At 45.4% G+C, this 21,368-nt stretch carries 16 protein-coding genes and 1 tRNA gene; 5 read left to right on the top strand and 12 right to left on the bottom strand.

Annotated elements, in window-relative coordinates:
- The first annotated feature begins 80 nt into the window (after positions 1 to 80).
- On the top strand, positions 81 to 1,280 hold the full coding sequence (locus K9J17_17330) for a homoserine dehydrogenase (GenBank protein MCF8278493.1): 1,200 nt from the start codon (positions 81 to 83) through the stop codon (positions 1,278 to 1,280).
- Positions 1,281 to 1,325: 45 nt separating this feature from the next.
- Here K9J17_17330 and K9J17_17325 read toward each other — a convergent pair.
- Together K9J17_17325 and K9J17_17320 are read right to left on the bottom strand one after the other, a co-directional pair.
- Positions 1,326 to 1,399, bottom strand: a tRNA-Ala gene (locus K9J17_17325).
- A gap of 94 nt (positions 1,400 to 1,493) precedes the next feature.
- Positions 1,494 to 4,046 carry a carboxypeptidase regulatory-like domain-containing protein gene (locus tag K9J17_17320; GenBank protein ID MCF8278492.1) on the bottom strand — a complete coding sequence of 851 codons (2,553 nt, stop codon included), beginning with the start codon at positions 4,044 to 4,046 and terminating at the stop codon, positions 1,494 to 1,496.
- 373 nt (positions 4,047 to 4,419) lie between these two features.
- On the opposite strand from K9J17_17320, the gene K9J17_17315 reads away from it, so the two are divergent.
- Together K9J17_17315 and K9J17_17310 are read left to right on the top strand one after the other, a co-directional pair.
- Positions 4,420 to 4,926 carry a ferritin gene (locus tag K9J17_17315; protein MCF8278491.1) on the top strand — a complete coding sequence of 169 codons (507 nt, stop codon included), beginning with the start codon at positions 4,420 to 4,422 and terminating at the stop codon, positions 4,924 to 4,926.
- A 20-nt stretch (positions 4,927 to 4,946) separates the two neighbouring features.
- Entirely contained in the window at positions 4,947 to 6,410 is a 1,464-nt protein-coding gene (locus K9J17_17310; protein MCF8278490.1) for an AhpC/TSA family protein, read from the top strand.
- Positions 6,411 to 6,413: 3 nt separating this feature from the next.
- Here K9J17_17310 and K9J17_17305 read toward each other — a convergent pair whose 3' ends face one another.
- The 4 genes from K9J17_17305 to K9J17_17290 are packed head-to-tail and all read right to left on the bottom strand — an operon-like array spanning position 6,414 to position 9,256.
- Positions 6,414 to 6,683: an acylphosphatase gene (locus tag K9J17_17305; protein MCF8278489.1), complete on the bottom strand. Its 270-nt coding sequence runs from the start codon at positions 6,681 to 6,683 to the stop codon at positions 6,414 to 6,416.
- Positions 6,683 to 7,783, bottom strand: coding sequence for a SpoIIE family protein phosphatase (locus K9J17_17300; GenBank protein MCF8278488.1), 1,101 nt, complete (start codon positions 7,781 to 7,783; stop codon positions 6,683 to 6,685). The genes K9J17_17305 and K9J17_17300 overlap by 1 nt, the downstream gene beginning before the upstream one ends.
- An 8-nt stretch (positions 7,784 to 7,791) precedes the next feature.
- Complete coding sequence (locus K9J17_17295) at positions 7,792 to 8,169, bottom strand: DUF1987 domain-containing protein (GenBank protein MCF8278487.1); 378 nt, start codon at positions 8,167 to 8,169, stop codon at positions 7,792 to 7,794.
- Positions 8,162 to 9,256, bottom strand: coding sequence for a SiaB family protein kinase (locus K9J17_17290; GenBank protein ID MCF8278486.1), 1,095 nt, complete (start codon positions 9,254 to 9,256; stop codon positions 8,162 to 8,164). The genes K9J17_17295 and K9J17_17290 overlap by 8 nt, the downstream gene beginning before the upstream one ends.
- 171 nt (positions 9,257 to 9,427) lie before the next feature.
- Between K9J17_17290 and K9J17_17285 the strand changes: the two genes are divergently transcribed.
- Together K9J17_17285 and K9J17_17280 are read left to right on the top strand one after the other, a co-directional pair.
- A complete protein-coding gene (locus K9J17_17285; protein MCF8278485.1) occupies positions 9,428 to 10,438 on the top strand; it encodes a hypothetical protein in 1,011 nt (336 codons plus the stop codon).
- A gap of 35 nt (positions 10,439 to 10,473) precedes the next feature.
- Positions 10,474 to 11,010, top strand: a complete 537-nt coding sequence (locus K9J17_17280) for a DinB family protein (GenBank protein ID MCF8278484.1) — start codon at positions 10,474 to 10,476, stop codon at positions 11,008 to 11,010.
- On the opposite strand, the gene K9J17_17275 is transcribed toward K9J17_17280, so the two are convergent.
- The 6 genes from K9J17_17275 to K9J17_17250 form a co-directional block, all read right to left on the bottom strand.
- Positions 10,993 to 12,582: a hypothetical protein gene (locus K9J17_17275; GenBank protein ID MCF8278483.1), complete on the bottom strand. Its 1,590-nt coding sequence runs from the start codon at positions 12,580 to 12,582 to the stop codon at positions 10,993 to 10,995. The two genes, K9J17_17280 and K9J17_17275, sit on opposite strands and share 18 nt — an antisense overlap.
- Before the next feature lie 59 nt (positions 12,583 to 12,641).
- The gene (locus tag K9J17_17270) at positions 12,642 to 13,493 is read right to left on the bottom strand and encodes a hypothetical protein (protein MCF8278482.1); all 852 of its coding nucleotides are present in this window, start codon (positions 13,491 to 13,493) and stop codon (positions 12,642 to 12,644) included.
- A gap of 58 nt (positions 13,494 to 13,551) precedes the next feature.
- Entirely contained in the window at positions 13,552 to 16,410 is a 2,859-nt protein-coding gene (gene polA, locus K9J17_17265) for a DNA polymerase I (GenBank protein ID MCF8278481.1), read from the bottom strand.
- Positions 16,411 to 16,490: 80 nt separating this feature from the next.
- Positions 16,491 to 18,029, bottom strand: a complete 1,539-nt coding sequence (locus tag K9J17_17260) for a carboxypeptidase-like regulatory domain-containing protein (protein ID MCF8278480.1) — start codon at positions 18,027 to 18,029, stop codon at positions 16,491 to 16,493.
- Positions 18,030 to 18,080: 51 nt separating this feature from the next.
- Entirely contained in the window at positions 18,081 to 19,982 is a 1,902-nt protein-coding gene (acs, locus tag K9J17_17255) for an acetate--CoA ligase (GenBank protein MCF8278479.1), read from the bottom strand.
- An 88-nt stretch (positions 19,983 to 20,070) separates the two neighbouring features.
- Positions 20,071 to 21,368: hypothetical protein (locus K9J17_17250; GenBank protein ID MCF8278478.1), on the bottom strand; the 1,298-nt coding region annotated here is incomplete at its 5' end.

Genomic DNA, 21,368 nt, shown 5'->3' with positions numbered 1-21,368 from the left:
CTAAAAACGTGTAGTAAGAGCGTATGGCCATACGCCCCTACCGAATCTCATATCTCAATGCTGACATCTTAATACTGAATATGAACGATAGAAAAATAAAACTTGGCCTTTTCGGCTTCGGATGCGTGGGACAAGGCTTGTATGATGTGCTAAACCATTCGCAGGTATTGGAGGCAAGTGTGGAGAAGATCTGCGTGAAAGACCGCAGTAAAAAACGAAAGATCGACAGTAGCTATTTCACCTTCGACAAAGCCGATATTCTGACCCGAAACAACTTAGATGTAGTGGTAGAGTTGATTGATGATGCGGACGAAGCATTCAAGATCGTGAGCGAGGCTATGCGCAATGGCGTGAACGTGGTAACCGCTAACAAGAAAATGCTCGCGGAGAATTTCGCGGAGCTGTATGCGCTACAAAAAGAGTACAATGTGGCTTTGCTTTACGAAGGTTCGGCAGGAGGTAGTATTCCGATTATCCGAAATTTAGAGGAATACTACGATAATGAGTTACTCGATCACATCGAAGGAATCGTAAACGGTTCATCAAACTACCTGCTTACCCGCATGGAAGTAGACGGACTGAGCTATGATGATGCTTTGAAACTTGCACAGGAAGCAGGATTTGCTGAAAGCGATCCATGGCTGGACGTAGCTGGTTTTGACAGCAAATACAAACTCTGCCTTCTGACCATTCATGCCTTCGGAATGATCCTGAAACCCGACCAGATACTGAACTTAGGCATCAGCAACGTGACGTTTGACGACATTCAATTTGCGAAACAACGCGACATGCGCATCAAATTGGTGGCTAAAGCATCTAAGACTGGCGATCAAGTACGTGTATATGTTCTACCGCAGTTTGTAGAGAGAGGAAAACACCTATACAATATCATGTACGAATACAACGCGATCGAGGTGGAAGGAGCTTATTCTGACCGTCAGACATTGGCGGGTAAAGGCGCAGGTTCGTACCCAACAGGAAGTGCCGTTCTTTCAGATATTTCAGCTTTAACGTATGATTATAAATACGCCTACAAGAAGCTAGAAAAATCACGGATCAACGGTCGTCCGAAATTGGAATTGGACACTGATTTTGAACTGAAACTATACATCCGTTTTAACGACCGTGAGGATATAAAGAAGCTTGAAATCACTTCTATCGAAGAGGAATATCGCTCTGCAAATCTGAACTACGTGGTCGCAAATGTGAAATTCAACTCGTTGTTCAACATCTATAACGATAGGAAGAATGAACTTTTTGTCTGTGTGATGCCTGAGTAAGATTTCCCTAAAAACAAAAGGCCTCTCAAATTGAGAGGCCTTTTGTGGAGAATACCGGAGTCGAACCGGTGACCTCTTGCCTGCCAGGCAAGCGCTCTAGCCAGCTGAGCTAATCCCCCAAAGCGCGGCAAATGTAATTCTTTTGTTCATCAACAGAAAAAGAAAGGGCAGCCAATTGGCTGCCCTCTCCGACTGAATAAGAATCGAAACCCATTAATCGACTCTCATGAATTTTCGTGTTACACTGAAGTTGCCATCCACATCTTGAATGTTCAGGAAGTAATAACCTCCGATCAGATTCTCAGCCTTTACGCTGATCAGATTCTCACCTCCGGCCACAGCCACCATTTGAGTGGTTATCTGTCTTCCTCTAAGGTCGAGGATTGAAAGGTTAAGCTTAGTTGCTGATTCCAGGTTGAACTTGATCGTAGCATCATGCAACACTGGATTTGGATACACTTCGCTGATTGCTCCCTCGAAATCGAATTCTTCAATTGCTGTAGAGATCAAAGTTTCTGAGGCAAGGATGTGAACGTCTTCCACTGAAGGTGTTTCTGATCCAATTGTTACAAGCGCTGGAATTGTTTGGACACCGAGTGCTTCAACATAAACCTGATAGCTTCCATAAGCAAGATCAGAGAATCCGAAAGCACCACTGGCATCTGTGTAGGTGTAAGCAATTGCTTGACCAGAAAGGTTGAACAACATCACTTGCATTCCAGCCAATGGATCACCTTCATCTGTTTTGTTTGCTCCCTGCGTCACATCACCACCGATAAACCCTGGGCCACCTGGATTGTTGGCAGCTATCAAAGTCACGTCAGCATTCACTTGCGTATTTACTTGACCCAAAGTCACTGTCTGCGCAAATCCCCAGAATGGTGAGTTTCCATAGTATGTTGGAATGTGATTGCTGTAATACTGGCTACCTGAATAAGCGGCCGCTTTGATCAAATAGTCGCCACAATCCAATAAACCGAACATATAGAAGTTGCTTGTATCGATTATCATACTGTCTACTACCGTGAGCGTATTAGTGATTGAATCGTGAAGAATCAGATAAACAACACCCTCGTCCAATGGCTGATTGTTGCTGCCTGCATACACATACCCTCGAATGTAACCATCGCAGATATTGCTTCCTGTTACATTAATTGTTTGACATTGCTGATCATAACAATTGTTCAAGGAATCAATGATGGTCAGGCAGATTGTATGAGCACCATTGGTAAACCCTGGGGAGTACGCATCATACCCGCTTCCAACGATTTGGCCATCAATTCTCCATTGGTAAGAAGTGTTCGGATTCTGAACGTTTGCGGAGAAAGTATAGCCAATTGGTGTTGGACCTGAGTTTGTAAATGAAGCATCGCAGTTCCCATTGTCACTTAAAACGACACCGCACGCAGTACTCAAGCAACCGATGGCATCTGTCACTGTGACACAATAGGTTCCTGGGTCTAAAACCACTATGCTCGAATCCGTAGAGCCATTGTCCCATAAGAAACTAAAAGGGGCAATCCCACTTTCGATAGCTGTTAACATGACTGTTGACCCACCGGTAAGTATTCCGTTCACTTCAACCGTTGCACTGCAATTTCCGTTGTTGTTCCCTACATACACCGTATCGCAATACGTGTCTTGGCATAATGAGTCGGCAGAAACGATTGTCAAGCAAACAATGTAAGTTCCTGTTCCGTTGTATGCGTGAATTGGATTTTGACTTGTAGAGAAAGTATTGTCGCCAAAATCCCAATAATAAGATGCTGCGTTGTATGAGTTATCTGCAAACTGAACAGCAGGAAGTGGGTTTCCTAGCATATTATCTGGAGCCCAAGTATAATAGGCTTGGCATCCTGTTGTGTTAGCTGGCACAACCAATACATTATCGCAATACGAATCTGTACAACCTGTTCCGGCATCAGATACCGTCACGCAGATCTGAACAATTATTCCACTGACAGGAAGAAGCGTTGGGGGAATTTGAAACACCGGGTTCATGCCTGTGGCCGTGAATGTTGCGCCTCCAGCAGAAAGTGTCCATGAGTACGTGCTATTGTTGCCAGAAACACCATCAAAGAAAAGTTGAACAGAACTACCAGCTTCCAACGCTCCGGATGGATTACTTGGATATGTGAATCCTGCTTGGCAACCACCTTGGTTTCCATCCACATTAACCGTATCGCACACGATTGAAGAACAACCATTTGCATCGGTGACAGCCAAGCAGACATCGAACATCTCGCCTAGTGCAGGTTGATAAGTAACTATAGATCCAATTTGACCATTAAAAACTCCCAGCCACTGATACGTGTATCCCGGAGTACCACCTGTAACGTTAGGGGTGAAGGTGTATGCTAATCCATTGCTCGAATCGATGGATGTGGTAAATCCGGCCTGTAGACCGTTACACATGCCTTGCGCACAAAGAGTAAAGTTCACAATTGCAGTATCAATCATGCCTTGTACGTTATCCCTTGTTTGCTGCAACAGTAACCAAGCACATGTATCGTTGGTCTGAATCGTATAAGTAACGTTTGGACCAGTAGCTGAACCATTCACAATGTTTAGGAAGTAATACCCATTGGCATTGGTTGTTGTGCAGAGAGAGTCGTTTTGCCAAAAGACACAAACCTGATGGTTTACCACTGCCTGACCAGCTGAATCAAGCACATATCCATCTATGAACATGTTATTAGGGTCTGGCTGAGCCAAGACGCCTGTGGCCATTAATAAGAGTAGGCCGAGTGTTTTTAATATTTTCATGACTGTTGATTTTAGTTAACGATACAAATGTGCAGAGCAATTTTTGTCCGAGGAATTGGTTTGTTGATTATTCTTACTCACTCATAATTCATTTTTCACCTAATACATCAACTTTCCGTTCTTATTTTTAGTAGATATTTCTTACGCTGAAATGATGGATCAATGTTGCGATGCTTCTGCGTTAAGGATGGAAGCGGCATCCTTTTTTCATGCTCTCACGCTTCGAGAACCTCAGCGCCCGTTTTGAAAAAAGATATAGCGGACAGCCTGACCCCGATTGCGTAGCATGCGGAGCAAATCGGGGGAACGCCCAAAGCCGATTTTCATATCTGACGGGTTGCCTTAACTTTGGGGCGGTCTAAAACCATTAGCTATGCTTGACAAGAAAATTGAAAAATTACTGAACCATCAGATTGAACTGGAATTCGAATCGTCTCAATATTACCTCTCGATGGCCTCTTGGGCAGAAAAATCGGGATTGAATGGCGTGAGTTCGTTCCTATACACGCAAGCGGATGAGGAGCGCGTGCACATGTTGAAATTGTTCCACTACATTAACGACCGTGGCGGACATGCCTTGGTGCCAACCATTGGTGCGCCTCCGAAAGAATATAACGGTGCCCGTGAGATTTTTACGAAGGTGCTACAGCACGAACAGATTGTGACCAAAGAGATCAACGACCTGGTGGATACGTGCTTGAAAGTGAAGGATTATACGACTCACAATTTTTTGCAATGGTATGTTGCCGAACAAATTGAGGAGGAAAGACAGGCTCAGACGCTGATTGATAAATTGGATCTTATTGGCACAGACAAAGGCGGAATGTATCTGTTTGACCGCGATATGGAAACGTTTGTGCCGAAACCTGCGGAGAAATAGGTGCTGAAGGTTTAAGGTCAATGCAAAAGATGAATTCCATGAGTATGTTGCTTCAATTGATCTTTTCGGTGTTGTTGTTTTCTTGTGCTGAAGGTGGTTCCAATCAGGATGCTACAACCCCTGAAGCTGTGGTTGCAGACGGAAAACTGAGAGTAGAAATGCTGATACATGGCGCACCGAATGATGTGGCCAAGGTTTTGGGCGTTTTTGGCAATCAGAATTATTTTGTGGATTCTGCAAGAAGCGATGCAAACGGACTTTTCAGCTTTGAGGCTGACACGCTGCTTCCTGCCGGTTTCTATTACGTTATGCTGGCTTCTGACAACAGCTATTTTCAGTTGTTGCTTGATGATGACCAGGAATTCAACTTGGAAATGACCAAAGGCGACTTTGTCAATTCGATGAAAGTTGATGGTTGCTTAGACAACGAATTGCTTTACAAGAACCTGAAATTCGAAGCAGAATTCGGAATTCGTCTTCAACCAATTAACGACCGATTGGCTGCATTGACCCAAGGAACTCCTGAATACAACTCGACCAAAGCGCAGCAAGATGCCTTGGTAAAAGAACGAACTGATCATGTGCAGTGGTTTGCGGACAATCATCCGAATGCATTCTTCACCAAGTTCAAAATTTCGGGACAAAACCCTGAATTGACGTTTCCGAAACTGCCGAATGGAGAGATTGATCAGGTAGCTCAGGTTTATCGCTATCGAAAGCAGTTTTTCGATAATGTGGAGTTCAATTCATCCACCACCATGCGAACTCCTGTATTTGCCAATAAACTGCGCAAATACATCCGAGAACTGACGCCTCAGAATGCAGATTCGCTGATCAGATATTCGGATGAGCTGATTGCCAGAACGAAAGGGAACAAAGAGCTTTTCAAATTTGTGGTGAATTGGATTGCATTAGAATACAAAACCCCAAAAACGATGGGAACGGAGGCGCTGTACGTACATATGATAGATACGTACTGGACGCCAGAATTGGCTTTTTGGTCGAACCCTGAAGAGATAAAAGGCTTGCGTGGCGAAATAAGCCTGATGAAACCAAGCTTGCTTGGTAAAATCGGTCAGGATATTCAGGCCACGGATGAAAAGGGCGAGGCCACTTCCTTTTACAACCTCAAATCTCCAATAAAGGTGTTGTACATCTATTCTTACGACTGCGAACATTGCCAAAAGGAAACGCCAGAAATGGTGCAGGTTTATAATCAGTGGAAAAGCCAAGGATTGGATGTATTTGCCCTTTGCACGGATAAGGACAAGACCAAATGGTTAGAATTTGTGAAGAAAAACAACATGACGTTCCACAACGGATTCGACCCTGACCGAAAAAGCCGTTACGACCATAAATATCATATCGACATCACGCCTGAGCTTTACGTTCTTGACAAGAACAACAAGATCATTGCAAGTAATCTGAGTCCTGAGCAACTGCCTGAATTCTTAGAGGCAGAAAGAGGCAGGAATCCTTGGTGAGGTTTATTCTATGATCTGAAAATCGGAAAAAGAATTCAGTTCCGATTCTTCGCTGACTACATCGATAACCTTCGATTCTGGAGAACCTTGCCAACACCATTCTTCGAGTGCTGTTACCTGTTCGGTTGTCCCTGTGGCACAAATGAATACATCTCCGTTGGGCAGATTTTGAACTGTTCCCGCTAAACCCATCATCTTGGCCTTATCGCAGGTAAACTTGCGGAACCAAACGCCTTGGACCTTCCCGGAAACGGTAATGGACACGGTTTTCATTACAAACGTATGCTCATCAGCAGCATATCATCCATTTGCCGATGTTCGCCCATCCACTCGTTGATCTCATTTTCCAACGAAGCGTGGATATCTGGCAATGACCTATCAACTTGTTCTGTCAGGTGTTTTTTGATTTTTCTATAGCCGAATTTCGTTGATCCATCAGCAGAAAATTGATCTGTTATGCCATCTGAGAACATGGTAAGCACATCGCCCTTTTTAATCTCGAATCTGTGTTCTTTATAGGGCGTCCGCTTTTTGTACTGCGTTCCGCCAATGCTATAAAAATCCCCTTTGTACTCGATCAGATCTTCTCCTCGCGAATGATAGACCGGATTTCCAGCACCGGAATACATCACTTCTCCTTTATCAAGATCGATTCTCACAAGCGCCAGATCCATTCCATCGTGCACATCAGAATCGCTTCCTTGGTTCAACACATTCACAATTTCCTTGTGCAATTCACACAGGATCTTGTCTGTGTCCAAAAGGCCTTGTTCTTGCACGATCTTATTGAGCAGAAAGTAACCGATCAACGACATAAATGCTCCTGGAACGCCATGTCCAGTACAATCAACAGCGGCCAAAAAATGATAATCGCCTTTTTTCAGATACCACGGAAAATCTCCACTTACCACATCTCTAGGTCTGAACATGACCGATGAATCTGGAAAGGCCTGCTTCAGGTCATGAGTATTGGAAATAATGGCATCTTGAATTCGCTGTGCGTAGTTGATGCTCTGAGAAATACGATTGATGCTGTCTTCCAATTCATCCTGAATGGTTCGCAATTCCTCGTTCTGCTCATTCAGCAACTCAGTTCGTTGCTGAACCTTGTTTTCAAGGCCTTCGTTGGCTTCAATCACCTCTTGCTGTTTTATGCCGGCCAAACAGGAGAAGAACCCCAAGAAGATGGGTGCGGTGTCAATTATCCAATGCAAGGGTTGTGTCCGCTGAACTTCAAGCAGATCGGTGATTCCGTAACCCATATCGCGCACAAAGGCGTCAAACAGGGTTGACATGATGGGAAACGCAAGCCCAAACAAGGCTCCGTAAATTGCGTATTGTACTCGTGCGTCCTTAGTGGAAAGTTTTGCCATACAGCAATTTAAAGCGTTTTCATTTCAAATGGAATATCCAAAATGCTTTCGAACTCTTCGCCCTTCGCTTCAATCATATCATCTCCTTCCTTGTAATACCAGATCACTTTGGCGTCACCTCCGTTATCTACAATATCCTCAAAGCTCATAAGCAGGTTAAAGATATAGCGGGTTGAAGCTGAATTGAAATAATCTATCCGCATTTCAACCACGGTACTTTCAGCTGGATTCTCAACATACGCCTGCACCCACTCTTCAAGCGGTTTGAAGAACTCATGGGCATCCTCTGGCAGTGCCCTTCCTGTTATCTGAAACACACCAGTTGATGCGTTGAAATCGATCAGTGGAGTGTCTTCCGTTGCTTCTAGTTTTAATGACTCAGCCATTGACTTTGAATTTTACATTAAATGTGAAAAAATACTTGCCGTCACCCATATCGTCAAAGCTGTATTCCAGTTTATCTGAACTTTTACGGGCAATTTCAATCAGTCCCAATCCGGCTCCACCCTTATCACTGAACGCTCCATCGCGAAGCGTTTGTTTATACGCTTTTTTCAATTCCATGCTATCCATCTCATTCAAACCATCTATTCGCTCCTTCAGAAGGTTCATGGCTGTTTCGTCCACTTCATTTCCTACAGAAGTCCAATAATATCCTGCTTCACCTTCGGTGATCATGAAAATCCCATCCTTGGTTTGGCTATGGATATTGTGCCTGGATACATTCTGAAGCAACTCTACCAAAATTAGAAAGAACGCTTTTGGCCCAATTTCGTTTTCGGCACGCATTTTTTCTTCAATGATCTGGATCAAAGGCATGATGGAATCTTTTCCAAAATCGCCTTTATAAACCATCAGCACATCCGATTCCTTTATCTTCTTATCGAATGTTTTGGTGAATCGTAATGCCTCGCCTGGTTCGGTCTGACCATCATTATTGGTCAGTTTTAGCGACAGGTAAAAGTTAGAAAGTTGATCGCTGATGTCTTCAAAATCAAAAGAGATCGGTTGTCCCGCTTTTCGCGCCAGTTGAATAAGTCCTAGACCAGCACCGCCTTTTGCCGAAAGTTCTTCGTTGTTCAGTACTTCGAGATACAATGCTTTCAACTTATCTTTTTCGATAGAGTTTAGTTGATTGAGCTTTTCGCGCAACAACTCAACCTCCTTCATATCAATCAGGTTGATGGAGCTCACATAATTGGCCTCTCCCATCAACCGTGCAGCAAACAGACCTGAACTCTTATCTTTCACGTCATCATGTCCCTTAGACCCATGTCGAACCACATTCTGGAAGCATTCCACCATGATGAATGAAATGCGTCTGCTAAGGTTTGAGAGGGCTTCGAAATTGTTGACATTGAACTCCGTGATACGAATGATCCCATCCGTAATATCATCACTTACGTCACCATTAAAAATGAAACTGAGCCTGTCGTTCTGTAACTCCTTGTAGTAATCGTACAGCTTCTCCAATTGAGTTTTGTAATAAGTTAGGTGGGGATGAAACGCGAAACTTGCTCAAGGGTTACAGCACACTTCTATGTTAACTTTTTATTTTCATTCGTGGATTTCACCATTATTGAGTTTGGAGCCAGTGTAGATTACTGAATCCCTCCGACCTTCCCATTTCACTACATTTGAAACATGATGCGTTTCTGCTTGTCGTTTGCGTTTTTGCTGCTGGGTTCGGTAGCCTCCTTTTGTCAGACTGGTACCGATGCCTATACGCTGGGTGTAAAAGGAGTAAAACTGGTGGATGAAGGTGAATACGAACTTGGGATAAAACTGCTGAAGCAGGCCCGAAATTTAGAGCCGCACGAGTACGATTACACCTTTGAGATAGGAAAGGCTTACGCTAAAAGTGGTGACTTTAAAAAAGCCGAGAAATATCTTTTCCCGCTTCAATACCATGCAAATGTTCAATCTGATCTTTACCTACTTCTGTCGCAGTGCTATGCTGGCATGGAGGAACTGAAGAAAAGTCCGGATACTTTGCGGAAGAAACAGTTGGATGTACTGCGCTACGGCATTCAAAAACTGCCAACAGCTGGAGTGCTTTATTCAGCATTGGGAAAATGCGATCTGGAATTGGGCAAACCAGCAGATGCGCTAGCCGTGCTAGAAGCTGGAATTCAGAAGGCTCCGAACTTTGCCGAAAATTATTTCTGGGCCGCCAAGTTGATGAAAGCATCAGGCAACCAACTTTGGGCTTGGATCTATGCAGAGATCTGTTTCAACATGACAGATGACCTTGATCTTATCAGGTCGTCAGCGCTTATTATCTCCGAAAGTTCTTCGATGGTTTTTTCTGGAAATTGGAAGCCAGAACCTGAAGTAGTGGATGTAGAGATCAAGCAGATTCTGACTGATAAATGCACCATCAAAAACTCAGACAAACTAAGCATTCAATTGGACATGCGACAATGTCTTTTAGAGAAATTGAGCTATTCGTCCTTCAATATCTCACCCGTTTTTAAACGAATGGCAACATTGGATTCGAAAGGTTTATTGGAAGCATACGCTGCAAGCATTTACCAAGATTCGGACAAAGAAGTGTTTCTGAAATGGCTAGCTACAAACGGCAAAACATTCGAGGCCTACAAAAATTGGCGATATTGGAATCCGATCGCACTTGAAAAACCGATGATCCGGTAAAAAGAGATCAATACACAGAACCGTAAACTGTAACTATGACTTCTAGAAAAGAACTGCTTCAGGCCTATGAACTTATGGAAAAGGAACGCCAGCAATTGTTGGAGAGCTTAGGACAATATTCTGAGGAAGTTCTGACCAAAAAACCCTCGGCCAACGAATGGTCAATAACAGAAGTGATCTATCATTTGAAAGTGGCCGAAGATGGTGCATTGCGCTACATGCGCAAGAAACTGGAAGTTGGTGGACATCAAAAGGCAACATTTGCTGCAGGGGTTAAACAACGACTTCTGAACTTGGCAGTTTCCCTTCCAGTCAAGTACAAAGCGCCTCGTGTGGCGCAAATTCCTGAAGGAACGAATGTGTCTTTTGCACAGGCTTTGGAAGAATGGAATGCTGTGCGCGATGGTTTGCGAAATGAATATGAAACGGTTGACGAAAAGCTTATCGACAATGAGCTTTTCAAACATCCGGCTGCTGGAAAAATGAGCATTCTTCAAAGTGTGAGATTCATGCGTCAACACATGATCCGACACATCGGTCAGGTTGAACGGACCTTAAAATCCGTTTCCTAGCGGCATTGCCCAAGGTATTGACCATTGCTGTGACCCGCTTGAAACAGTGAGCAAATACATGCTTGCAGCAATTTGTGGGATCTGAATCTGCCCGTCTGAAAATTGACCTTGTCCTATTTTCTGACCAAGCGCGTTGTGCATTTGCCAATCTCCTTGCAACACACAGTTTACGATGATCCGGTTGTTGTTCAGATTGAATCGCAAGCAATCGCTTGCATCTGAACCACTCACTTCTGGAATCCCTAAAATTCCGCTCATCCGCGCCAAAAAACAATCGCCATGATCGGCAGCGCCAATGGTCGTTTGGTCGAAATCTGCAAAATAGAAGTAGTAACCTGTGACGTATAGGCTTTGGTCTGGTCCAATACAGGTTGCCATTCCGATGTCCGCACTACCCGCCCCTGCCGCACGTCCATAACGGATCATGCCAGAAGGAGCATAATGCAAAATGAAAATATCGTAGCCATCGCCAAATACGGAATCGCCATCCGCAATGATCAGTTCTTCAAACATGCCCGTGAGGTAAGTTGATCCATCCCAAGCCACGGCCATTCCCAAGCAGTTGTCCAAACCCCAACTCCCGGCCGATTGCAGCCAATTGCAATTTCCGTTGGCATCAAACTGTGAAAGAAAAATGTCGTTGTAACTCAACGCACTGACCGAATAGCCTTGAAAAAACGTGGTTCCCTGATAATAGCCAGAAACATACACGTTTCCGTTGAGGTCAGTTCCAACACCTGTGGCCACATCTACGGTTGTGCCTCCGTTGCTTCTAACCCATTCCAGATTTCCATTTTCCGAATACTTGGCCAAATACATATCCGAACTTCCCAATGCTTCAATGGTGGTTGCATCAAACGTGGCCTGCTCGTAAAAATCTCCAACGATGTAAACAGATTCATCATTTCCAACCGCGACAGCTGCGGCAATGTCGTGCTCTGAACCTCCTCCACTCCGAATCCAATGTGCGTTGCCGTCCGGATCCATTTTTAGCAGAAATGCGTCTGTCAATCCACTGGAGAGCAGTGTTTCCAAACCAAACTGTGCGCGTTTTTCATACCCGCCACTCACATACAATTTTCCGCTCCACTCGTATCGGTCAATGTCCGTTGCCGTATCATCTCCTGGCCCTCCTCCTGTCAGATACCAAATGAATTCTCCGCTTGGCGAATACTTGGCAATGAATGCATCTTGGCCACCTCGCGAACCCACGGCTGCCGTGTCTTCTTCAGAAACAGAAAAAGTGACCGTATCGGTAAAATGACCTACCACGAAAATGTTACCGTTAGGCTCCGTCACAACGCCACGCGCCATGTCTTCTGCCGGACCAGAAATTACACGTGCCCATTGAAATTCTCCTTCTGAAGTGAATTTGGCCACAAAACCTTCCATAGAACCAGACCCTGTGAGGAAAGTATCTGCGATATGCGTGCTTCCTGTAAACGAACCTACCACGATCACATTGCCATCGGCATCTGTTGTCACCGCTCTTCCAACATCCAAACCCAAGCCACCAATGCTTGCTGCCCAATCAAAATTCTGTGCAACTACCGGTGTGAAATAAAACCACAAAAAAAGCGACCCTAGAAGGAATCGCTTTGTTTGAATCGATCTTAAAACCATTGCACTCATTAAGCCACGGCCCAAGCACGTATCTCATCAATCAACGCATAGACAGATTCCATCTTTTCTGCGTTGACAGAAGCGTCTTCTCCTTCTCCAATTCGTATTTCTTTGGCAACAAGAATTTTATCGAGTGCTTCAAGCTTTGTGGCAAACTCGGCTACCAACGGATCGCCTTTTACCATTCGCATTCCAGCAAGAATCTTTTCTAATACCACTTCCTGCTCCAGAATACGCAGCGAAATGATATCCTCAGGTCTGCCTCCGCCCGTGCCCAAATTGGCAGCCAAATACATCGACTCGATCCATCCACCAGCAATCATCAACACAGAAGTGTTCATCCGATTGTTGTCTTTCAAATATTCGTTGGCCACATCGTAAGCACCGCTTAGAATGTGCAATAGCGAATCGCGGTTCTCAATATTGGCTTCAACGTGATCAAACACTTTCTGATCAAACGCATCTGTAAGCCCAATTGCATCCGACAGTTTTCGAACATTATTCAAGTAAAAAACAGTTTCCTGCGTTTGCTTGTAGAGCGATGTGTAACCCACATCGGCACTATAAACACCCATGTTCACGGTCTTTTTCCCGGTAGTGATGTAGTTGTCAATGTGCTTTACATCATTCAGCAGCGATGAATTGTATTCGCCACCAGCGTGTTTAACCAAAATGGCCATCTCGATAGGTGATGGCATTTGCTGAATCATCTTGTCCGCTTCGGCCAGATCGGCCTCTGAAGGTTCTTGAGATTCTTGTGTCTGCTCAGCAGATTCAGCTGGTTTCTGTTCCGAACCACAGGATGCTAAAAGCATAACTGATGCAATCAGTCCAAGTGTGTATCTAACGGGTTTATTCATGCTCCAATTGCTTAGTTCTATAGCGAATTTACCAATTCAAAATTCTTGCACAAACGGTCTAATGCGCCTGTAGCCAGTTTTCGCCAACACCGATGTCTACGACCATTGGCACTTCAAGGTTCACTGCACCCACCATTTTTTCGCTCACTAAGGTTTTTAACTCGTCCAACTCCTCTTTGTGCGCATCGAAAACAAGTTCATCATGTACTTGAAGTAGCAATTTCGACTTCATTTTCCGCCTTTCCATTTCCGCGTGAACATTGATCATCGCCACTTTGATGATGTCGGCAGCTGAACCCTGAATTGGCGCGTTGATGGCATTGCGTTCTGCAAAACCGCGAACCGTCTGATTATTCGAATTGATGTCGCGCAGGTAGCGTCTACGACCCATAATGGTTTCCACATATCCATTCTGCTTCGCGAATTGAATATTCTGATCCATATAAGCTCGAATGGTCGGGAATTGCTTGAAATATTCTTCAATGATGTCGCGCGCTTCTGTTCTTGAAATGCCCAGATTGTCCGCCAATCCGAAGGCCGATTGACCGTACATCAATCCAAAGTTGACTGCCTTAGCTTTACTTCTCATCTCACGGTCCACTTCTTCCAATTTCACCCCGAAAACCTTGGCTGCTGTAGCAGCATGAATGTCTTGGCCTTGCTTGAAAGCTTCAATCATCGGTCCGTCTTTGCTCAACGCAGCAATGATTCTGAGCTCGACTTGCGAATAATCCGCTGCGAGAAGCACAAATTCCTCGCTTCGCGGGATGAATGCTTTACGGATTTCGCGTCCGCGTTCTGTTCTGATCGGAATGTTCTGCAAGTTTGGATTGTCTGAACTCAAACGACCTGTGGCTGCAACCGCCTGATTGTAAGATGTATGGATTTTACCAGTTGTCGGATTTACCAATTCTGGAAGCGTATCAACATAGGTAGATTTCAATTTCTGAACCGAACGATAATCCAAAATTTTAGGAACGATGGCGTGCTTACCGACCAATTTACTCAGCACTTCTTCGCCAGTTTTATACTGGCCTGTTTTACCAGTTCGTTTGGCGTTGCTGTCAATCTTCAGGTAATCGAAAAGGATATCGCCCAGCTGCTTTGGCGATTGAATGTTGAAATCGACACCTGCCAGTTCAATGATCTCAGATTGAAGACGAATGAGGTCTGTGTTCAGTTCCAACGACATAGCTTTCAAGGCTGGAACGTCCAGTTTAATTCCCTCCATCTCCATGGCACCAAGGACGGGGATGAGCGGCATTTCCACTTCATTGAAGAGTTTTCGAGCTTCCACCTCATCCAACAGCGGACTGAATTTCTCGTATAGCTGGAAGGTGATGTCGGCATCTTCGGCCGCATATTCCTTCACTTCTTCCAAAGGCACATCCTTCATGGTGCCTTGGTTTTTCCCTTTTTTCCCGATGAGTTCGGTGATGGAAACTGGCCTGTAGCTCAAGTAAGTTTCCGACAACAGATCCATGCCATGGCGCATATCCGGATTGATCAGGTAATGCGCAATCATCGTATCGAATGTCTTGGCCGAAATGGTCAAACCATAGCGAAGCAGAATGCAGAGATCGTACTTCAAATTCTGCGCGATCAAGGTCTTATTTGCATCTGAAAACAAGCCTTGGAATTCGGCACAGACCTTCTTGGCTTCTTCTTCATTATCGGGAATGGAAACATAAAATCCTTTTCCTTTTTCGATGGAGAAAGCGATGCCCAAAAGTTCCGCGGTCAGCGTGTCCAAACCCGTGGTTTCAGTATCAAAACAGATCGTTTCGGCTTTCGAAAGCGTAGCAATCAGTTCCTTTCGTTTTTCGGCAGTATCAATCAGTTGATAATCGTGGTCGGTATCTGAAATGGTCTTGTAGCCCGACCCTTCAGCCGTTTCGACCACAGCACCAGCTTCGGCAAACATGTCCATTTGACCTGGAGCGGCCTGCTTTTTAGGAACTGCCGAAGCAGGAGCTGTCACAGCCACTTCCTGTCCCAACACCTTTTTGGCAATGGTTCTGAACTCTAATTCCGCGAACAATTCGGCCAACGCTTCCTTATCAGGTTCTTCCATAACGAGTGTTTCCTCGTCCAGATCAATCGGCACATCGAGAATGATGGTGGCAAGCATTTTGGACATGATCGCCTTGTCGCGATTATTCTCCACGTTCTCCCTCATCTTTCCCTTCAGATCATCGAGGTGCTCATAAAGCCCTTCCATCGAACCATACTCTTGAATAAACTTGATGGCGGTCTTCTCGCCAACACCAGGAATTCCAGGGATATTATCCACTGCATCGCCCCACATGCCAAGCACATCGATGAGCTGTTCGGGGCGCTCTAGACCGTATTTCTCGCAGATCTCTTTCGGGCCGAGAATGGCAATGTCATTGCCCATCGCTGCTGGTTTGTACATGTAGATCTTATCGGAAACCAATTGGCCGTAGTCCTTATCTGGAGTTACCATGTACGTAGTATATCCGTGCTTTTCGGCCTTCTTGGCAAGTGTTCCAATTACATCATCCGCCTCATAACCTTCTACTCCCAAAACAGGAATTCGAAAGCCTCTTATCAAATCCTGTATGTAAGAAATACTGTCGCGTAAATCATCTGGCATGGCCTGACGGTTAGCCTTGTATTCGGTGTATTCAACCTGTCGGTTGGTTTCGCCCGGCATATCAAAAACCACAGCAATGTGCGATGGTTTCTCCTTCTCCAATAACTCCAAAAGTGTGTTGGTAAAACCAAAAATGGCCGATGTATTCTGGCCTTTTGAGTTGACCATGGTATAGCCTGCTGAGCGATTTCCGTGTTTATCCACGCGGTTGCCTGCAAAAGCGAAATACGCACGGTAAATGAGCGCGAAGGCGTCTAATAAAAAGAGGCGTTTATCCTCGTCAGGGTGTTGTTGCGTCATAGAATCAGGCAAAGAATATTCTACGAATATGGAGAATAATTCGAGGTGGCTCTGCCCAAAAGGGAATAACTTTTCGCCTGCTACAACTTCTGCCTCAGCATTCTGTCCGAAGTCGATACGTCACGGTATTCCTTCAAATAATAGGCATATCCGTCCTTTATCTTCAAATGCTCCACAAAATTGGCGTTGGGGAGGTTTGTTGTTCGAACTATATGACCATCATTCAGGTCTATCTGCATCAAAAAGACCTTACCGTTGTGCTTGATCTGGGCGTATAATTCCTGTCCATTCGCATCTGGAATGAGCATATTTCTCCAACCTTTCGCTTCTTGATGTTCTATTGGAAACGACCTGAACTCTTGGCCATTTTCATCATGAACGAAACAAACCCCAATTACATGATCGAATACGTAAATGCTATCGCGAAGATGGAACATTGGGCTGTAGGTTGGTTGGCGTAGAAGATCAATCCAACCGCGGTCTCTGAGTGACGGACTCCAGGTATTAAGCATCGCTTGTTGGTATTCCAATGCCCGATTGGAAACCGATTGAAAATACTGTCCTTGAGATGATCCGTAGGTATTCGATGAATAGCGGCCGCCCCACAAAAGTGTGCTTCGCTCATACGATGCTGGAGTTCCTGTGTACCTGTACGAATTGCGATAATATGAACCGTAACCTCTTTGACCGTAATCGTTGATTCCGATCGAATTATTGCAGGCCACCGCTCTCTCCCATCCTTGATAGCCGAAACTTGCACCTGCCTGCCGAATGCGGCTGCGATATGGAAGTGGATTTGACTTCAGCGCGCTGAAATAATCTCCAATGTCTTGCAAGCCTTGATGATCATAAACATGCTGAAGAATGATGCCTTCTTTGGTCTTTCGATCCAGTCCATAATGATATACTTCCTGCCCAGCCTTTTGATAAGAACTGAAGAAAATGTGTGTGTTGCTTGATGTGGCGCAATGAGACATCTGCTCCACAAAATAGCTCTGTTCAATACCTGTCATCAGCTTTAAGCCTGCGTTCGCAGCCGCTATCTGATAAACGCTATCGTTACCGAACAGATGGACATTTCCAAGGCAATCCTCAAACAATCGATCTCCCTTTTTTCCGACCTGAATTCGCGAGACCTCTCGCCATTTATCATCACATAAAACCAGTTGTCGAATGCCATTCTCAGCCATCAACAATAAATTACTGCCATCTGCAAAGCTGAAATCGCGCAAAACCACACCGCGCTTGCCATCAATTACTGTTTTATCACTTGCAGAAACAACCGCTTGCGAAAGCAATGTTGATTCTTGGGAAAGCACAATGGCAACGTTGCTGATTCTTGAACCTTGATTCAATGTTTCTGCAGAAACCGAATGAAGTACTGGGCGAAATCCAATGTGAGAAACGCGCAAAACAGTGCCAGAATCTGATACGCTCAATTGGAATTTCCCTAATTCATCCGCAGCAACTGCTTTGCGGCTGTTAATGTCTAGGACGTGAGCGTTAGAAAGTATTTTCCCTTCAGCAGAACGAACACTTCCGATAATCTCTTGATGTTGTCCAAATACAGTTTGAATGAGAAAAAACGAGCTTGTGAGGCAGAATAAAAGTTGTTTCATGGCGGATCTGATAACATTGATTTCCTCACAACAATCATACCCAAAGCACATTTAGCTGAGGCCGGCACCTGCCTTGATCTCATCAACGACTGATGGGTCAAGCAACGTTGAAGTATCTCCAAGATTGGAAACATCGCCTTCGGCAACCTTTCTAAGTATTCTTCGCATGATCTTACCAGATCTAGTCTTAGGAAGTCCACTCACCACTTGAACCTTATCTGGTTTAGCAATTGGCCCGATAATCTCAATCACGACTTTGTCTAACTCCTTTTTGAACGCATCAAGGTCAGCTGGTGGATGATTGCAAATAACGTAAGCATAAATTCCTTGTCCTTTGATATCGTGCGGATAGCCGACCACTGCTGTTTCCACCACGTTTTCGTGCTCATCAATGGCGGCTTCAATCTCTGCGGTTCCGAATCGGTGACCAGAAACATTGATCACATCATCAACACGGCCAGTAATCCGATAGAAGCCGTCCTTATCTCTGCGGCAGCCATCGCCCGTAAAATATTTGCCTTTGTAGGCGGAGAAATAAACCTGCTGGCAGCGCTCGTGGTCGCCATAAGTGGTGCGGAGCATGCTTGGCCATGGGAATTTGATGCAGAGATTTCCCTGCACATCATTTCCCTCAATTTCGTTGCCCTCGGCATCCACCAAACATGGTTGAATTCCGGGCAATGGAAGTGTGGCGAAACTTGGTTTCAGTGGCGTGATGTTCGCCAAAGGTGAGATCATGATGCCGCCCGTTTCGGTCTGCCACCACGTATCCACAATTGGGCAATTGCCTTTACCGATATGTTCGTGATACCAATGCCAAGCTTCTTCGTTTATTGGTTCTCCAACAGATCCAAGCACCCTCAAACTATCGAGTTTGTACGGCTTTACGAAATCTAAACCATGCGCTTCCAGCGCGCGGATAGCCGTAGGAGCCGTATAGAAAATATTGATCTGGTGTTTGTCGCAAACTTCCCAAAATCTTCCCGCATCTGGGTAGGTCGGAACGCCTTCAAACATCACTGTTGTTGCTCCCGCTAAAAGTGGTCCGTAAACGATGTACGTATGGCCCGTTATCCAACCGATATCGGCCGTGCACCAATAAATGTCGCCTTCTTCATATTGAAATACATTTCTGAAGCTGTATTCCGCATAAACCATGTAGCCACCACAGGTATGAACAACACCTTTCGGTTTACCCGTTGAACCTGAAGTGTAGAGCACAAAAAGCATGTCTTCGCTGTCCATTTCTTCAGCCGGACAATGGTCATTCACGAATGTTAGCTCTTCGGTTAGCCAAACATCTCGCCCGTCTTTCATTTCGATGACGGAACCAATGCGCTTTTGAACAATGCACTTCTCAACGGAAGGCGTATTCTCCAAAGCCGCATCCACAATTCCTTTCAAGTCGATGGTTTTTGCTCCGCGATAGGCACCATCAGCTGTTACCACAATATTGCAAGCGGCATCATTGATTCTGTCTTCCAATGATCGGGCAGAAAAGCCAGCAAAAACCACTGAATGAATGGCTCCGATTCTAGCGCAAGCCAAAGTCGCGATAGCTAATTCTGGTGTCATTGGCATGTAAAGGCAAATTCGGTCGCCTTTTTTGGCACCGTTCCGCTTCAGTACATTCGCAAAAGCACAAACTTTGCTATGCAATTGTTTGTAGGTAATCTCCTCCGAAGATTGATCAGGAGAATTCGGTTCGAAAAGGATGGCTACTTGATCTCCTCGGGTTTCTAGGTGTCGATCAAGACAATTCTCGGTGATGTTGAGTTTTCCGCCTAAGAACCACTTCACATCTGGAGTGGAAAATTCCCATTCCAAGGTCTTATTCCACTTCTTTTTCCATTGAAATGTTTCGGCCTTCTCGTTCCAAAATCCTTCGGGATCGGCAACACTTTTGGCGTACTGTTCGTGATATTCTTCGAGCGTATTGATCTTCTGCATCATGTCCGTGCCTTTAGGATATTTCCAAATATAGAAAATGCCCCGACCAAGGTTGGCCGAGGCATTAGCTGATACCTAATTTCGGTCTTATTTATTCGTAAACGTCATACTCCCAAACAAGTGAGACGAAATAGTTGGTATCCTCAACGTAGCAATCGCCACCGTTGCACAGTGCGTCATCATCAAAACGCAAACCAACCCCAATCAGATCTCCCTCATTGAATGTCCAAGTGGCAGGAACAGTCATCGATCCAGTTTCATTCTGATTCAGGTTAAAAGCAGCTGTTGATGTAGAAATCACCCCGTTCACATCAATTGAAACCCGAGCTTTCAACTCTTCGCCTCCGTTACTATCGTCTCCTACTCTTACCACGATTTTTAAGAGTCTACCACTGAATGGAGCTGCCCATCGATCTCTATAATCATTCCCTGGGGAACCAACTCCAGTTGGATTATCATCCGCACCATCTCCATTTGCTGGAACCCAAAGGATGCCGCTACCGTTTTGGAATGCTTGGTTATTGAACGAGTGAATACTCCAGAGACGCATCTTTCCGAAAACAGCGCCATTTACCTCGAGCGTTGCTTGCGGATTGGTTGTACCTATCCCAACGTTGGTTCCATCGTTCCAAATAGTGGAATTCGCCACCCAATCGGTTCCATCATACCTCAAGGTTTGATTAATGGACCCAGCCACCAACGGCCCAGTAGGTCCTGTTAATCCAGTTGGGCCTGCTGGCCCCTGCTGTCCAGGAGTGCCATTTGCACCCGTGTTTCCTGTTGGTCCTGCTGGGCCAGTTAAGCCGATGGGGCCAGTTGGACCCTGTAGGCCGATAGGTCCTTGCTGGCCTTGGATTCCTTGAGGACCACTAGGGCCGGTTGGACCAGCAATTCCCTGTAATCCAGTAGCTCCTGTTGGACCCGCTGGACCGGTTGCTCCGGTACTACCCATTGGGCCTGTAGCACCTTGCGTTCCGTTGATTCCATTTGTGCCAGTCGGACCTTGAGGCCCTGTTGGTCCGGGAACACCCACCCCTGTACCTGTTGGGCCTTGAGGTCCCTGTAGACCTGTTGCTCCTGTAACTCCTTGTATTCCCTGTGGGCCTGTGGCACCTGTGGCGCCAGCCAATCCGTTTTGACCAATTGCCCCAGTCGGACCTGTTGCACCTTGCGGTCCTGTTGGACCCACGCTACCAGCTGCACCGGTTGGGCCAGGCGCTCCATTCTGTCCGGGGGCTCCGGGAATTCCTTGTAAACCTTGTGGTCCGGTCGGGCCTGTTGTTCCTCCGCTACCACCTGTACATAGGCTTTGCCAAGTGGAACTTGCTGCGTTATAAAAGAAGAAACAATCTATGTCTGTATCGTAAACGAGAAGTCCTTGTGCTGGAG

It is taken from the genome of Flavobacteriales bacterium (genome assembly GCA_021739695.1).
Lineage (GTDB): Bacteria > Bacteroidota > Bacteroidia > UBA10329 > UBA10329 > UBA10329.
Note: the sequence above shows the minus strand (reverse complement) of the source record. Positions and strands in the feature narration are given on the sequence as shown.

Bases quoted from the DNA above. Each gene is read 5' to 3' on its own strand.
- K9J17_17330 (MCF8278493.1), top strand. From the start codon at position 81: ATGAACGATAGAAAAATAAAACTTGGCCTTTTCGGCTTCGGATGCGTG.
- K9J17_17320 (MCF8278492.1), bottom strand. From the start codon at position 4,046: ATGAAAATATTAAAAACACTCGGCCTACTCTTATTAATGGCCACAGGC.
- K9J17_17315 (MCF8278491.1), top strand. From the start codon at position 4,420: ATGCTTGACAAGAAAATTGAAAAATTACTGAACCATCAGATTGAACTG.
- K9J17_17310 (MCF8278490.1), top strand. From the start codon at position 4,947: ATGCAAAAGATGAATTCCATGAGTATGTTGCTTCAATTGATCTTTTCG.
- K9J17_17305 (MCF8278489.1), bottom strand. From the start codon at position 6,683: ATGAAAACCGTGTCCATTACCGTTTCCGGGAAGGTCCAAGGCGTTTGG.
- K9J17_17300 (MCF8278488.1), bottom strand. From the start codon at position 7,783: ATGGCAAAACTTTCCACTAAGGACGCACGAGTACAATACGCAATTTAC.
- K9J17_17295 (MCF8278487.1), bottom strand. From the start codon at position 8,169: ATGGCTGAGTCATTAAAACTAGAAGCAACGGAAGACACTCCACTGATC.
- K9J17_17285 (MCF8278485.1), top strand. From the start codon at position 9,428: ATGATGCGTTTCTGCTTGTCGTTTGCGTTTTTGCTGCTGGGTTCGGTA.
- K9J17_17280 (MCF8278484.1), top strand. From the start codon at position 10,474: ATGACTTCTAGAAAAGAACTGCTTCAGGCCTATGAACTTATGGAAAAG.
- K9J17_17270 (MCF8278482.1), bottom strand. From the start codon at position 13,493: ATGAATAAACCCGTTAGATACACACTTGGACTGATTGCATCAGTTATG.
- polA (MCF8278481.1), bottom strand. From the start codon at position 16,410: ATGACGCAACAACACCCTGACGAGGATAAACGCCTCTTTTTATTAGAC.
- K9J17_17260 (MCF8278480.1), bottom strand. From the start codon at position 18,029: ATGAAACAACTTTTATTCTGCCTCACAAGCTCGTTTTTTCTCATTCAA.
- acs (MCF8278479.1), bottom strand. From the start codon at position 19,982: ATGATGCAGAAGATCAATACGCTCGAAGAATATCACGAACAGTACGCC.